The organism is Brakhagea baltica, from assembly GCF_052161605.1.
Classification (GTDB): domain Bacteria; phylum Planctomycetota; class Planctomycetia; order Pirellulales; family Pirellulaceae; genus JBKCUI01.
This window is the reverse complement of sequence record NZ_CP197409.1, coordinates 2,061,322-2,076,497: the sequence shown is the minus strand read 5'-3', so window position 1 is coordinate 2,076,497 and position 15,176 is coordinate 2,061,322. Positions and strand designations below refer to the sequence as shown.

At 52.3% G+C, this 15,176-nt stretch carries 8 protein-coding genes; 4 read left to right on the top strand and 4 right to left on the bottom strand.

Annotated features, from left to right (window positions below; translation table 11 throughout):
* Positions 1 to 105: 105 nt before the first annotated feature.
* Positions 106 to 519: an FHA domain-containing protein gene (locus SH449x_RS07680; RefSeq protein WP_482380746.1), complete on the bottom strand. Its 414-nt coding sequence runs from the start codon at positions 517 to 519 to the stop codon at positions 106 to 108.
* Positions 520 to 755: 236 nt separating this feature from the next.
* Between SH449x_RS07680 and SH449x_RS07675 the strand changes: the two genes are divergently transcribed.
* The 4 genes from SH449x_RS07675 to SH449x_RS07660 all read left to right on the top strand — a co-directional run bounded on the left by SH449x_RS07675 (position 756) and on the right by SH449x_RS07660 (position 4,939).
* Positions 756 to 1,196, top strand: a complete 441-nt coding sequence (locus SH449x_RS07675; RefSeq protein WP_482380745.1) for a hypothetical protein — start codon at positions 756 to 758, stop codon at positions 1,194 to 1,196.
* Positions 1,197 to 1,255: 59 nt separating this feature from the next.
* The gene (gene asnS, locus SH449x_RS07670) at positions 1,256 to 2,647 is read left to right on the top strand and encodes an asparagine--tRNA ligase (protein ID WP_482380744.1); all 1,392 of its coding nucleotides are present in this window, start codon (positions 1,256 to 1,258) and stop codon (positions 2,645 to 2,647) included.
* An 18-nt stretch (positions 2,648 to 2,665) separates the two neighbouring features.
* Positions 2,666 to 4,291 (top strand): 4-alpha-glucanotransferase, encoded by a 1,626-nt coding sequence (gene malQ / locus SH449x_RS07665; protein WP_482380743.1) that lies wholly within the window; start codon positions 2,666 to 2,668, stop codon positions 4,289 to 4,291.
* A 207-nt stretch (positions 4,292 to 4,498) separates the two neighbouring features.
* Positions 4,499 to 4,939, top strand: coding sequence for a hypothetical protein (locus SH449x_RS07660; protein WP_482380742.1), 441 nt, complete (start codon positions 4,499 to 4,501; stop codon positions 4,937 to 4,939).
* Between the two features lie 38 nt (positions 4,940 to 4,977).
* Here SH449x_RS07660 and SH449x_RS07655 read toward each other — a convergent pair whose 3' ends face one another.
* From SH449x_RS07655 to SH449x_RS07645, 3 genes are all read right to left on the bottom strand, one after another.
* Positions 4,978 to 6,789 carry a cytochrome c peroxidase gene (locus SH449x_RS07655; RefSeq protein ID WP_482380741.1) on the bottom strand — a complete coding sequence of 604 codons (1,812 nt, stop codon included), beginning with the start codon at positions 6,787 to 6,789 and terminating at the stop codon, positions 4,978 to 4,980.
* A 79-nt stretch (positions 6,790 to 6,868) separates the two neighbouring features.
* On the bottom strand, positions 6,869 to 8,881 hold the full coding sequence (locus tag SH449x_RS07650) for a PulJ/GspJ family protein (RefSeq protein ID WP_482380740.1): 2,013 nt from the start codon (positions 8,879 to 8,881) through the stop codon (positions 6,869 to 6,871).
* An 11-nt stretch (positions 8,882 to 8,892) separates the two neighbouring features.
* Positions 8,893 to 15,150 (bottom strand): hypothetical protein, encoded by a 6,258-nt coding sequence (locus SH449x_RS07645; RefSeq protein WP_482380739.1) that lies wholly within the window; start codon positions 15,148 to 15,150, stop codon positions 8,893 to 8,895.
* Positions 15,151 to 15,176 lie beyond the last annotated feature (26 nt).

Genomic DNA, 15,176 nt, shown 5'->3' with positions numbered 1-15,176 from the left:
TTAAAAAGGAAGGAATGGAGGGACCTCTGACGTGATCCACTACGGAGGTCTACCACCGTTTCGTAAGGCCAGCATGAAGCTTACTTAGCAACAGCCAAACCGTTCCTACTCCTCTGATCCCTCGACCTTCTTCCTGCGATCCAGACCGGCTCGCTCCATCAACGAAGCTCTCAGCGATAAATCCAACGACTCATCATCTCCCGGTGGCGGTCCGACCGCCCCGAGGTCTTCGGGATTATACCGTATCTCGTACTGGTGCTTAGCGATCGATATGATAACCCCTGGGTCCAACCTCTTGCGGGTCACCCGGTACCCATTCACCTTGGTGCCGTTTCGACTATCCAGATCCTTGACAAACCAATATCCTTGCTCAAGTGTCAATTTGCAGTGCTGGCCTGAGACGTTTGCAAACCTGAGAACGATATCGCAATTCTCGCGACGCCCGACCAAAATTCGATCCTTCTTCAATGGTATGTCTTCGCCGCCACCGGTTGGTACTAAGAATCCAAAATTCGCCATGATCGTTTCGAGCCGAGAGGATGAGGTGCATTACGGGATTTGCCTATACTTAACTTTAGGAACAGCAATGCATGACGTCAACGTTTTTGAGCTAAGTTCCTGAGAGAGAATTGAACTTTCGCCGCTGTTTATCGCAGTAGAACGGCGGTTTAAACGCCATAGGCCCTGACAGGTCCAAAGTACACCACAATTTCAAACCTTATTCACTTCCAACCGCAACCCGATTGAGGAATCCCATGCCAGTTATCACAATTTGTTTCGGGCTCGTGCTTTGCGGGCTATCGCTCTTCACTGTTTTCATGAGAGTCGGCGGAGTCGCTGAGGTTTTCGCTAATTTGGGAACCGCTTTTGCCCCCGGTACCTGGCTAATCCCGGCTGGATTTGGAGTAGCCCTTATACTGATGGGTGCCCTCTCCCTTCTCAAGCCATCCGCGAAAAAGCATTTCATGCACGGTGCTGCAATGGTTGGTACCATCGGCACGCTGCTCTGCCTCGGGCAGGGGATTAATCAACTGCGAAAACTCTTGGGCGATCAAGAAGTTAATATGCTCGCTTTTGGAATGGTTTGGTCGATGGCCATAGTCTGCCTGACGTTCGTAGGTGTTTGCGTGCAATCGTTCCGCGCCGCTCGGAAAGCCCGCCAAGCAGCGGAAGCCAGCCTTGCGACCACAGAATAGTCCCATGCTATATGGCTCGTTACACCCATTACTCCTCGATACCATTTACTTGATTCACTATGAACTGGATTCCCGTTAAGCAAGCTCGTCAAGCAGATTCTATTGGCAAAATCGTTGAGGTTCGCGGCTGGGTCCGCACCCGACGGGATAGCAAAGGTGGGTTCAGTTTCATCGAAGTCAACGACGGTAGCTGTTTCGGAAACTTGCAAATCGTTGCCGACGGTTCACTCCCGAACTACCAAGAGGAGATCACATCTCTCACGGTCGGGAGCAGTGTCAAGGTAACGGGCGAGATCAAGGAGAGCCAAGGCAAAGGGCAAGCGACCGAAATGGTGGCGAGTGTCGTCCAAGTTATCGGCCTGGCGAGTGCGACCGATTACCCGCTTCAAAAGAAACAGCACACGTTCGAGAAACTCCGTGAGTGGGCTCACCTCCGCCCGAGAACCAATACCTTTGGAGCAGTCACTCGCGTCCGCAACCGACTAAGCTTTGCCACACACGAATTTTTCCAACAAGACGGCTTCGTTTACGTGCACACCCCACTGATCACAGCCAGCGACTGCGAAGGGGCTGGGCAAATGTTCCGTGTGACGACATTGCCGCTCGACAAGCTGCCCATGGTGAACGGAGTAGTCGACAGCACCAAGGATTTCTTCGGCAAACCATCCTATTTGACCGTCAGCGGCCAGCTCGAGGGAGAAGCCTACGCGACGGCCCTCGGCAAGATCTATACCTTTGGCCCAACCTTTCGCGCCGAGAACTCGAACACCTCACGGCACCTCTCCGAGTTTTGGATGATCGAGCCGGAGATGGCGTTCTTTGAACTGACCGATAACATGAACTTGGCCGAACGTTATCTCAAGTTCATGATCCAATCGGTGTTCGATCATTGCCATGATGACATGGAGTTTTTTGAGCAACGAATTCAGCCCGGCTTGCTGCAAGCTCTGACTCTCGTACTCGAAAAACCCTTTACCCATCTTTCCTATACGGAAGCAATTGACATTTTACTGGCTAGTGGAGAGAAGTTTGAGTTCCCAGTTGCATGGGGAGTCGATTTGCAGGCGGAGCATGAACGCTATATTACAGAGAAGCACGTGAATGGACCGGTCATTCTCTACAACTATCCCAAGGAGATTAAATCGTTCTACATGCGACTGAACGACGATGGTAAAACCGTCGCGGCAATGGATGTTCTAGTCCCCGGGGTTGGTGAAATCATCGGGGGCAGCCAACGCGAAGATCGCTTGGATGTCCTGACAGAACGCATGATACAGAGCGGTTTAAACCCAGACGACTATTGGTGGTATCTAGATCTACGACGATTTGGATCCGTGCCACACGCAGGGTTTGGATTGGGATTGGAGCGGATGGTCCAGTACACGACTGGCATGGCGAACATTCGCGATGTAATTCCGTTCCCAAGAACTCCAGGAAATTGCGAGTTCTAATCGACACCATTGGATGGCATGACAAGTCTATTCGCACGATCAAGTGGCGTATTACTACACATCACCTCGCTTCCGGTATTCCCATTGCCACATGGAAACGGCAACCATGGTTCGGATGGTGTTTGGGCGGCCGGTGACGTCGGCTCGGGAGATCTGGGCCCATCAGCGTACGAGTTTGTACGTTACCTAGCTCGAGCGAAACAACGCTGGTGGCAAATCCTGCCATGCACTCCGACCGGTTATGGCTTTTCGCCGTACCAATCCCCTTCTTCGTTCGCGGGGAACGCATTGCTGGTCAGTCCAGCCCTGCTGGTTCGAGACGGACTGCTCAAACTGGAGGAGTGGGTCGACGCTTCGGAGGCTTCGCGCGGGCACTGGCACTCAGACCGCTGCCACTTCCAAGCCTCCGCCGGCAAACGCATGGAATTGCTTCGGATCGCTTATCGCAGGTATCAGAATCAACGGTCCGATCTGCACCCTGCGCTGGATGAATTTCGGCATCGTCACCACACGTGGCTCGATGATCATTGCTTGTTTACTGCATGCAAAAATCATCACGAAGAACGATCGTGGATCGATTGGGAGCCAGAGTTATCGCGACGCGATCCACACGCTTTGACTGAATGGTCTGATAAGCTGCGAGTCGCCATCGAATTCGAAGCGTTCGTACAGTTCCTGTTCGATCGCCAATGGGCGGAGCTTCGAAACTATGCGCGAGAGCATGGAGTCATGCTGATTGGCGACATCCCAATCTTCGTTGCCTACGATAGTGCAGACGTTTGGGCTCAACAGCAATTGTTCGAGCTAGATGATCGAGGACAACCTTATGTCGTAGCTGGTGTACCGCCTGATTACTTCTCCGAGTACGGGCAAAGATGGGGTAATCCGTTATATCGATGGGAGGCGCACAAGCAGTCGGGCTATGACTGGTGGATGCGTCGTATTCGCCGCATGCTCGACCAATGCGATCTACTGCGAATCGACCACTTTCGTGGTTTCGAAGCCTACTGGGAGATCCCTTCGCACATGCCGGACGCTCGCTCCGGAGAGTGGAAGCCTGGGCCAGGAGACGATTTCTTCAACGCCATGATTCACGATCTGGGCGGCGGTGAACTGCCGGTGATCGCGGAGGATCTGGGAATGATCACCGACGAGGTACGAGAGTTGCGCGATCGTTTTCACTTTCCTGGAATGAAAATCATTCAGTTTGGGTTTGGAGGAATCGATCCAACTTCACTGGATTTGCCCCATAATTACCCCACGCATTGCATTGCCTACACAGGAACGCATGACAACGATACCGTGATGGGTTGGTTTCAAAGTCAAGCGGGACAGGGAAGCACTAGAAGCCAAGAGGACATCGATCAAGAAAAGAATTTTGCACTCCGGTACCTCGGATGCAGTTCTCACGATATCCATATTGGCATGATGCGAGCGATCTGGGCGAGCGCCGCGACCATGTGCCTCGCTCCGTTACAGGACGTAATCGGTCTAGACGGCTCCTCTAGGATGAACATGCCGGGAACAGCCGAAAACAATTGGAGCTGGCGATGTCCGCAGAATGGCACTACACCTGAATCCGCCGAATTGCTGGCCGAACTGAGCTGGCTATACAGTCGGATTCCGGGGCAAACTGGCTCCTAATCGACCGTCATTTGCACAGAATTGGTTCGTGCTGTTTGATTTTTTTGCACTATCAATAGCGAGGATTCAAAGAAACAAGTGCCTCTTTCGAGCGTACTATGAGGCGGAGTTGAGAAGGGTTCTCATCCATTCCTCCCGCTAGATTCTTTTACCGCATTTCCAACAGGATTTCTGTCTCTTACAGGTGATTGAACTTGGAGCCTAGTCATGCATGCCCCGAGCCGCGATCAAATTATTGGCTTCCGAATGATCCGGATTGGTCATTCGCATTACTCGGAACCGCAATTCGTCATCGAGGGCATCGGCCCGGCGACGTTCCGTTCTCATTTTGTCGAATTGGAAAACGGCTTGGTTTTGGACTTGTTCACGGCCTATCTGTCGATCGCCAGTGCCGAGGAGATGTTATCGCCAGCAGAAACAGAAGGCATTCCTGCCAGTGATCTCATGAGCAAGACCGTCACAGCAGTGTATCGCGATGATGTGTTCTCGACGCTACTGGTTCTTGATGACCTGTTTTATCTCCGGGACGCAAACGATGGCTGCTACGGTAATCCCCTTCGAGCAGGAGTCATTCACGAGGACTACACTCCGAGAGAGCTAAGCGAGTTCCTGGACTACTGGACGGAGCAGCCGATCAAGCCTCTTTAAAATATTCTCATTTCCAGAACCTCTCAAGCTTGTTGCATCTACAACGATTCCAAGAAGATAGTCAAATGCTCAATTTCGGTTGACGACAGGCTGTCGGGAAGCTGGTGCTTTTCGTCAAGCAGAACACCTCGGATTCCTTTTGCCCGATTGTCGTGAAACAACCTTGGACCCCGCTGAGAAAGCCCTCGAAGGCTTGGTGGGTTAAAGTGTTTCCTTTCGTTTTCATCCACAATGCCGACGTCGTAGACATCGGGAGATGTGTACCGATCAGGCACGTGGCAATCAGAACAGCCAATGCGTTCAAAAACCAGTCTACCAGTGTTAACTCTTTCTGAATCTAGAACACCTCTTGCTTCCGCTACCGATGGCAATGGCTCGAGCGACTCCATAAAGGCGACTATGTGCTCTATATCTTCATCGCCGAGGTAACGGTAGCTATTCATCGTCTTGCGAATCGAAGCTACCGTTTGATCGGCCAAGGTTTCTTGATGCCCGAGCCAAGTGTAGGGGGCAGTGTCTTTGATGCCCCGCAAACTAGGCGTTCGTTTGGGAGCTCCAAAGTCCATATCCCCGAGATTGTCGGTGAGCTGATGGTTGGTATGCCCCTCAATGTGACACGAGGCGCATGTTAGCCATCGATCGTGGGAAAATGAGGCGCTGTGAAAAAGCTGCTCGCCACGCTCCTCAGGACGGAGCGGACGCACGGGGCCGAGCACAACACGCTGTTTAAGCGTATGGCTAGCCACATCGATCACCGAATACGAATCCTCGAATTGATTGGCGACGTATAGCTCTTGGCCATCAGACGACCAAGCGACCGAGATGGGGAATCGGCCAACATCCACGAAGCGAAAGCCGACCGAGTTAATCTCCCCCACGGCAACTTGATCGGTTCCACCGACCGCGATTGCGATCCGACCGGACTGAGGGTGAATAGCAATGTCAGTTGGCTCAGCAGCACCGTTACCTGGGATCCCGACGGGGTTGTAGCTGCCTCCACGGAAGACATTCGTTTCCGCATCATCCAACAAGCGATCGGCTTTGATTTTGCGAAAGTCGTTTGTGAGAAGAATTCCCCACTGGATATCTTGTCGGTTGGATTGCGCGAACTGGTTTGCGACGGAATGGAGAATACCGATTTCCGATTCACGACCATTGCGGGCGGGGATAGCGACGAGCGAACGAACCGTGCTACCGAACCAGTCCTTGTGTTTGGTTATCTTACGAGAAGGTATATCGATGCGGCAAGCATCTGGGCCAAAAGCGTCACTCACGATTAGCTGGTCGCCCAGGACGATTGAGGCTCCCGGCCAAAGGGGCATATCGATGACGGTCTTATTCTGCAGAACGACAGAATCGTTATCCTGCCTCGCGATCATAAGGGCATCCATTCGCTTAGACCACAGACAACTTACGTATAGCGTCGAGGTGGTCTCGTCCCATACGGCTCGCATGGGGTAACGCGATGTAGGCAACGTAACGATTCGCTCCGCGTCGGAATCTCCCAAAACGGATGGCATCCTGATAACATGAACAGCATGATGCACCGAATCGATCGCTGCTAGAAACTTGCCACCAAGTATTGGCAGCATGCACTCGAGGGATCCTCCTAGCTCCAATTTTTGTTCCAGCTCGTGAGTAGCCGAGCTGTAGAACAAAACGCTACCATCGTTCTTGGTCGAAATCGCTAACTGCCGAGAATCCTCGCAAACAACGATCGCAGATGGTTTTCGGTATCCAGCTTCGCCGGTACCCGCATCGCCACTTGCCTCGAGCGAATCTACCGAAAAAAGGCTCGCAAGTACGAAAACCAGCGAGCTCGCGATCATGAGCCAGGATTCTCGGATCATTGGTTTATTCTGACAAAGTCTCATCATTCTAATTTAGAGACTTGTCATGCCATGAACAACAGGTATCCACTGCAAAAGTTTAGTCTACTAGAGAATGGATTACGGAAATCTGCTGAATGGCTTGTGCCGTCCTGTCCTGAACACGAATCGTAGCTTGAATCGAACGCAGCTCACTCGGGTAGGGTGGTGGGACATCAACCCCATCAGGATCTTGATTCGCTAATGGATTCGCTGAAACCACGGTATAGCCAAATCGATTTAGCGCATGTCGACTATACCGAAATCTCTGTGTTGAACCAAACTCCGGCCCCAAGAGATCTTGCTCGCCATCGCTGTCATATTGTGTCGTAAAGGTATCGAACGCGTTTTGGAAAATAAAATTGGGAGTCCCAATGGTGTGTGCTGCTAGATTGGGAAGCGAGATAGCCCCTCCCTGAATCAAGAACGGAGACACGCCCGTGGAAGACATGCCGCTGAACTCGCTGATGAGCATCGGGGCGCGAGCTGCTGGAACCGAAGTACCCGGCATGCTTCGAAAAGCCCATCCCATGTCCACATACGCACCGCGTTCCACTTCGATGGGCACGTCGAACGGACTCGCAACAAGTGACAACACCTGCCAGAAGCCAGGCTGCGACGGGTCAACCGTAACGTCGTCAGTCCCAAACCAACCTGCTTCCGCAGCATTATTTAGAGTGCCATCCCCGTTGTCATCCAATCGAGCATCTCCCCATTGACCATCGGGGCCGGGATGGAAAATCACAGGTGCGGAGGCGTCGAAGGCCTTTAAGTCAAAGGCGAGTATATCGGGTGTAATCATTTCTTGAAGAGTCGAGTATGGCACCCAAGTTCGCCAGTTACTCGGGTCAACGGGACGATAAGCCACTCTCAGGAAAAACGGGGGAATAAATCCGCCACTCGGTGTGAACGATGGATTCGTACCTCCTTGAATCGCATTGAGCGCGTTCTGACAAGTGGGTAATGCAACCGCGTCTATACCATTTGTCAACATCATCATCGGAAGAGTTGCACCGATTATCGATGAACCATCGGATATGGGATACACTCCGTGGGCATAGCGGTTTTGTGGATCTTGAAGATCACTCAAGGAATTGGTTTTGTAGGATAGGAATACGTTACCGGAAGGTCCCAATACTGTATGCGTGGATACACTCAAATCGCATCTCTGGTATGCGTTAGCGTTGACTGTCTCGAATGCGACCGTAGATGAAGATTCAGCCAAAGGGCTGGTGGGCTGAACATAGTAAAGACGCTCATTCGGGGAATTGTTGTAGACTCGTTGAGCTGGAGGAGGTGTGATGTCTAAGTCAGGCCTGACAAGCAAAACTTTCCTGCATAGAGCCATACGTCTGGGGAGAAAGTTTTCTATTTGGCCACGATTCAATACAATATTATAAGTCGACGGCTCATACAGCCCGGCATCGGAAAGATTCAGCGGTACCGTGAACCATACGATTTCTGCAAACTCCGAAGAGATCGCAATATCTTCCGCCCAATCAGCATCGGTTGGCAATGGAGAATTATTGGGCAACGGAGGCAGGCCATTCGCGATGCGAAGTTCGTTTTCCTTCTCAACGGCATTCCAATTGGCATACATCATCAATGCCCGAGGCATCTTGCCGCGAAAAAGCTGACCATCCCGAGCGCGTGCCGTGAACATGAGGATATCATCCACGTCTCCCCAGCGACTCCCACCTTTTAAAAGGTCTTCTTTCTTAAATTCCTCACCTGATTGAGCTAAGTCGATCGACGAAGGAGAATTGGCCACTGTAGCACTCCAATCGCACATCCCGCCGTCCAAGTACTTAAAGTACCCATTTCCAGATCCGAAACTCTGTGGAGTTTGACCTCCAATTGTCCGCATCTCTAGGTCTTTGTTGAGCAACTGGACAATACCCCTCAATTGATCGCTCAACGTAATCCGGGTTCGTCCAATGGTCACGGCATCACTGAGACGCTTGAACGACGCCGTCAGGGCCAACAAAATCAGCATCGTCAAGGTCGTGGCGATCATGACCTCGAGGATCGTCAATCCACGCCGGCTTAAGCGATTAAGGCTTTTAAAACACATTATAAACCTCATTACAGCTTCTTTTGTAGGATCGCACGTTCCATATTCAAACGTTCCCCTGGCGAGTAGCCTACCGGGACGGTTCGGTCAATGAGATAGAAATACTTCTCGCTGATCGGTTCTCCCGATGGAGAGACATACTCATTCCCAAAACCGGTTTCTGGATCGTACTCGAATAACGAAATTGTGACCCAGCTGGCGAAGATGTTGGACTGGTTAGTCACCAAGTTCGGCAATCTCATCAGTCTTTGGTAACGAGCAAACGGTTGTCCATTTAGCACCTCCGGCCCGTGGGCATTTGGCAAACTATTGAAAACAGGAGGTGCAGCGGATGGTGTGTTATTGACCCCAGCAGCTAGATCCGCGGCCCTCATGAGCCCTGTTTGCGCATTCCAACGATTCCGCATCAATCCCGTTGCAGCCACGTTATGCAACTCGGGCGCGATGTTGCTTGTCATGCTCGGGCGAAACGCGCCTGCGTAATCCGTTGGAAGATTAGGATTAAAGTGCAAGATTTTGTCATTGAAAAAGCTGTTAATCAAGCTTGGGTCTGTGGTGTCGTATCCCGCTCTATAGGAATTGAACAAAGCAGCGACATCCGCACCTCGCAAATAATGTTGTTCCAACGATTCGAGGGCTTTGCTGCGTCCGTCGAGACCGACCGTAACCGTGTTGAGGTTGATCTTGCCCGCGTTGACAAACGTAGGTAACGAGTTAAACGGTGCGAGCAGCGTTGGACCTCTCACACGACTAGGACTCGGATTGTTGACCGCATTGTTGTAGTAGCCTTGGGGGATGAACGAATTCAAAAATCGATTCGCCACGCCAGCCCATGCAGGAGTTGACCCGCCCCCGCCCATGCTTTCGAAAACGGTCAGTGGGTTTAACCGCTTCTCTGCGTCAATGAATGGCGGCTTGGTCTCAACAAAGTCTAGTATCAAGCCCCAATCCCCCTCGTAATTCGTGCCATTAGCTGGCTCGGATATCGCCCAATAGGACCGCGTATGATCATCGGTTGGATAGGTAAAGTTCCACGCATTGCTCGCTTGATAGCTCGGTAGGAACGCAAACGGATGTCGCTCGTCATTTCTAAATCCAGAATGGAATAACCCAAAGGAGCCTGGCCCCGTTGCGGGAACCATCATGGTCTCATAAGGACTAGCAAAAGGTCTGTTTGTCCAAAAAAGTCCTTGTAGAAATGGTGTCGCACCTTGGAAAGCGATATTAGCGTTGCTCCTAGGAATACCGAAGCCGTCGACCAGGTTGTCGGTTGCAGCCGAAACCTCTAACAGCCCACCCCCGGTGTGGAAGCCGACGTTGGGATAACCTAAAGTCGTCCCGCTCGCTTGTGGTGCCCCTCCCCACGTAACGGCAGCGTCGTACCCCAATACGTGAGTAAAGTAAGGTTGATAGTTGAGACCGGCTGGATACTCCGGCGATGCAGGCAACGGAGCCGGTGGTGGTTGCGGAACGCTCAACCTCAAACCTGGTGTATGAGGCGAATAAATGCTTACACCAGCTTGACGGCTCAGGGAGTCGCTATTCGCAACGATCGGCGTCAATCGACCGTCTTTATATCGGGACTGAAATCCCCATTGCCCACCTGCGAGAGTACCACCATCGAGCGGATCTGTCGTCGACGACGCTTCGCCATTGAACACCGTCAAATCAATCGGCATCCAATCAACGGTGATGTACGGATTGGCAGTGGGGTCGTAAGGGAACTCTGGGTCAGCGAGTCGCTGTAGATAAGCCGTTCTCACATTCTCGTAAGTACGAGAACGATAGCGGCCCGCACCACCGATGTAGGGATTGTCCAAATCAAACGGCCGATCTGGAAAGTTCGTGACCGGGTTGGCTGTATCTACCCAACTATCAGGCGGGAAAAACGCTCCATTCGGATTTGAAACCAAATAGGCATCGTCACCGAATCCGAGAGTCCCATCTGTTCTTGTCGATCCTCCCACCAAACGATCTAGCGAATTGAGCCGAACGCTCGGGCGATGACCGCGATACCAGTAGTTGACTGGCGTGTCGGCTTCGTTATGGATGGGCGTGGGGAACGATATGTTGAGTCCCACCCCGTTGGGGAACGAAAGATCCCAGTCCGTACCACTTGAAGAGTCAAAGTAATTTTGAGCTGCGGGGTCATCCGGGGCCGGTACGGCACAAACCAATGCCTTGGGCCTTCGCGAGTTGATCCACCACTCTTGATTCACTTCTGTTCCGTTCATGGAATAAGTGCGAACAGTCCGATTTCCAGCTCCGATAGGAAAATCAAAAGGACGGCTTGCATCAGGTGTCAAGCTGATTCGTTGCCTGGACGGAGCATTGACCGGCCTGTTTTGAGGACTGGCCGCGATGTTGGTTCGCTGCATCGTGATAGGATAAAGATTGCCCTCGAATGGATTGTGCGTTAAGGACCCGATCGGGGTTTCTAAACGAGGTGCGACCACCAAGAACTCTCCCCCCCGCAGCAGATGTGCATTGTCGGTCAGGCTTCCACCTCGAACGCGATAAACGCTAGAGTGCTGCCAATTAGATGTTGCCGTGCTTGGCCTAGCTCGAATCGAAGGCAATATGTCTGGGATATCACCGGTCGGAGCAGTTCGTGTGAACCAAACAAAACGTTCGAATCCGGCAATGCCGCTCGGAGACATCGAGGCTGGATCGAGCGGATCGTAAATCAAGCCGTTGCCGAGATACTCCTCAATCGTTGTTGAGCTAGCTAGATCGGGATTTCCCATCGATGCAAGGTTTGCACCAAATCTTTCAAAGGAGAATTGGTTGGTCACCCGCCGCATCCTGGTCAAAACGGGCATAGGTGGAGGAGTGCCAGTCGAATCGCTCTCCACCAAAGGCCTGTCCTCTGGATCGACTCCAGCAGCCTCGTAGTCCTCAGAGATCGCGATCCGCCAAACAGGTTGCTGCCCCCAACCTGGTGCCGCTGGTGCCATGGCCGCTAAATCCAAATGCATTTCGCCGTCTACGAACCGATAGAGTCGCCCGACGCCAGGAGTGAAAAACTCTGGGTTCTCAGCCGTTCGAGCTGCCCTAACCTCGATAAACAAGGAGGATTGCGGAAATCGATACTGGTCATAGTCGGGGTCGCCGTCCGCGACCAACCTGCTGTTCGAATCCATATCCGTATCGCGAACCTTTTTGTCATGGAATGCGAGAGTCTCAGATAGTAATAATTCGGGGAGCTCCATACCCCACACAACGCCACAGTAGTTCTTGTTGGGGATACCGTTAACGGCATCTCCCACATGATCAGGAGCCCAGTACGCAGGACGAGGTGCAATGAGCGGATCCTTTGCTGCATTGGCAACACCGAGTCCAAATGGAAAAATGTCATACTCGAATCGGGTCATGACGGAGTCGGAATCGCGAAAATCCACGACGTTGACCGCCCACTGCGCTATCGCCTTAGCACGCATCTGCGCCCGCCTCAAAAATCGGGCGTTGTTACCAAAAGGAACATCCTCCATGCCAGGAAAATTGTGCTGAAGCGGAACAATCAATTGGGCCAAACAATAAAGGTGGCGAGCCAAGATTTGTCTCGACCCCAAACGCCCTCGCGTCACGCTAGGAAAATTAACTGGTGGCGAACCAGGCTTGGTCGCCGAGGAATAAAGCTCTCTGGCATACGCACCGGGCGTACCAACACCGTCTTCGAGCTGCGCGGTCGTTGCCAACTCCAGCGGATCGTCTGGCAATCCTAATCCATCACTGTCGAGACCGTTACCAAATGGACGATTCAAATCCATGCGTAGACCGGCCGCAAAATCGCTTGCGAAAAGCTCCGTCAACGCTGCGTAACTAATCTCTGGGTCTGCCAGGAAGTCTGCATTGATCGCGCGATGCCTTTGGTCGTGCAACCATTGCAGATACTTGAGCAAGCTGGGGGCCTCGTGCAAGGCGACTCGATTCGTCCCTGTACCAACCGCCATGGCAGCGCCTAGATTGGGATAACGAAGCTCACCGCTGCGGGTCGTAACCGCATCGTAAATGTGATTGTTGATGTCGGTGAAACCCGCGTTCTCGAGAACCTCTCGCAGCCGTTTGGGTAACGATGATGCATCCGCATCGTATCGCCTTAAAATTGCTTCGAGATCGGTCAGGCTGAGCGGATCATCCGAAATCGGTCTACCCATCGGAGCAAACTCATAGCCATCGTCTACAAGCTCGTTGGGAACCGAGGCCAAGGTTGGATTCGTCGGAATAACGTCGGTATCAGCCCGCACCACGAAAGCAGGGTTGCCCATATTATCGAACGAGAGACCGATAGCCCCCCGACGACCAATCGGAAACGCCGGTAGCGTTCGGCTGTTGACGTAATTCTCACGGTGCCTAGCCCCAGCCACATGGTCGTCAACACCTCGCCTGCCCGGACTGCGGTCCGCAAACGACGATGTGAAATCGATGGGGAGTCGGCCATAAACGGGCGAACGTCTCATCCCGTATAGCTCATCAAAGAAGGAATAACGAGTCGTACCTGATTTTAACACCGGCGTTACAGAAGCTGCGTTGAGCGGCCCTACCGGCAACGTGCTCAACAACCTCGCCAAAGAAATCTCTTTTGGCCCGTAACCAAACCCGGTGGGCAACAGGTTATTAGCCCCTTGCTTGAAGTTCGCTGCGCTGAGGGGGAACATCGAGCTCAACCCTTCGATACGCTCTCCGGCTGCGTTCATATTGACACGTCCATCGAGATCAACAGTCAGAATGGCAACAAGTGGCTTTAGTCGTTGCCCCTCCGGCCCATACACCACCGGCATGCGAGGATCTATCCACACAGAATCTGGAATACCATCTCCATCGTTGTCAACGTCCCACGGCCCCTCAATCTGGCTTCTGATGAAATTCCTTAAGTCCGCTGCGGTGAAGGGAGCTTGCAAACGCGGATAACCCGGCGTCCTGGACTTAAAGTTGGGGTTCACATTGCCATAACTAAGAACTCTCGAGGTGGAGAGATCAACCAGTTTGGTGAGCTCGGCTGCCTCTGCTGGAGTCAATGAGGCTGCGGGACCAAACAGGTGCGCGAGATACTGAATCACCGCAGGCTGGTGATAAGACGGCTTAACCCACCTGGTCCACAGACCAGGGCTTGGGTTGATATGAGTAACGCTCGCCAACCAATGATCGCGATAGTCGGGAACATCGTAACCCTCGTTGCTCTGTCCCATGAGCTTATGCTCCAAGAGATTGTTGCGTGGTGTGCCAACACCATCCACACCAATATCCCCTCCCATCAATGGGTTAGCGGCCATGACACTCGGGTCGTTGAGGTAATCATAATGCGGCAAAAGTGCAGGGGAAACTCGTCTTGCCGGTGAGGATGGGATCCCCATAATCCGCTTGGAATCAATATTGCCAAAGCCCCGCACAAACGAAGATGGCAACTGAGCTATATCCTCGAGGCCAATTCCCACGCTATTAAACGGTGCACCATTGATCAACACGCGGAACCCTTCGTAGGGGGCACCTGCCGTAGGCCGAGGCTTGTAAAACAGCGACTGCACACCAAACTGTTTGATCCACTCGATAGGACTAAGAGTGATCGATTTTTCATCGAGACTCGATGGCGGAAAATAGGTTCCTGTAAACCGCTCTCCCTGGATTTCATTTAAATCGATCACGACGGAATAAGCCGTTCTCAAACCACTAGGATCCGCGTAATCTCTCGTGGACCATGGTGTCGTGTCCACATTGGGATCGGGCACAGGGGCCGCCGGATTGACATGACCGATGTACTTGACAATGCGAAAGGATTGCCCCGAGAGAGGTCCCTCAAGAACAGTCAAGATTCGGGAATTATATTCGTTTTCAAACTCGGAAAGGCTGAACCCATTCTCCGCTTGGGGATTCAAGGTAAGTTTCACGAAACAGAAATCCGGCAACTTAATCGACGCTGCTCCAATCGTGGGGAGATCCATGAGCTGCCAGGCCGGATCGTTATTAAAAACAAAGCAACGCGTTACAAACGACTGGCGTCCATAAACATCCCCGAATAAATCCTGCGCATAAAACGGAGATTGCTGATCATTCGTCCCAACCATCATGTTGGTTAGAACGCTCCGGCCGATTGCATCGAGATCAAAGTTTCGCAGCCGCTCGCCCCTCAACACCGCGCGACTCGCATCGCGAGAGTCTCCCGTCATTACCACATACGTAACCGCCAACAGACTGAACATGGCGATCATTCCAAGAACGATCAGCAGGACAAGTCCCCGGCGCTGAACACACGAATTTTTACTTGGTCTCATGACTAGATTCTCTGACGAGGTGGATA

Bases quoted from the DNA above. Each gene is read 5' to 3' on its own strand.
- SH449x_RS07660 (WP_482380742.1), top strand. From the start codon at position 4,499: ATGCATGCCCCGAGCCGCGATCAAATTATTGGCTTCCGAATGATCCGG.
- SH449x_RS07650 (WP_482380740.1), bottom strand. From the start codon at position 8,881: ATGTGTTTTAAAAGCCTTAATCGCTTAAGCCGGCGTGGATTGACGATC.
- malQ (WP_482380743.1), top strand. From the start codon at position 2,666: ATGACAAGTCTATTCGCACGATCAAGTGGCGTATTACTACACATCACC.
- SH449x_RS07645 (WP_482380739.1), bottom strand. From the start codon at position 15,150: ATGAGACCAAGTAAAAATTCGTGTGTTCAGCGCCGGGGACTTGTCCTG.
- SH449x_RS07675 (WP_482380745.1), top strand. From the start codon at position 756: ATGCCAGTTATCACAATTTGTTTCGGGCTCGTGCTTTGCGGGCTATCG.
- SH449x_RS07680 (WP_482380746.1), bottom strand. From the start codon at position 519: ATGGCGAATTTTGGATTCTTAGTACCAACCGGTGGCGGCGAAGACATA.
- SH449x_RS07655 (WP_482380741.1), bottom strand. From the start codon at position 6,789: ATGATCCGAGAATCCTGGCTCATGATCGCGAGCTCGCTGGTTTTCGTA.
- asnS (WP_482380744.1), top strand. From the start codon at position 1,256: ATGAACTGGATTCCCGTTAAGCAAGCTCGTCAAGCAGATTCTATTGGC.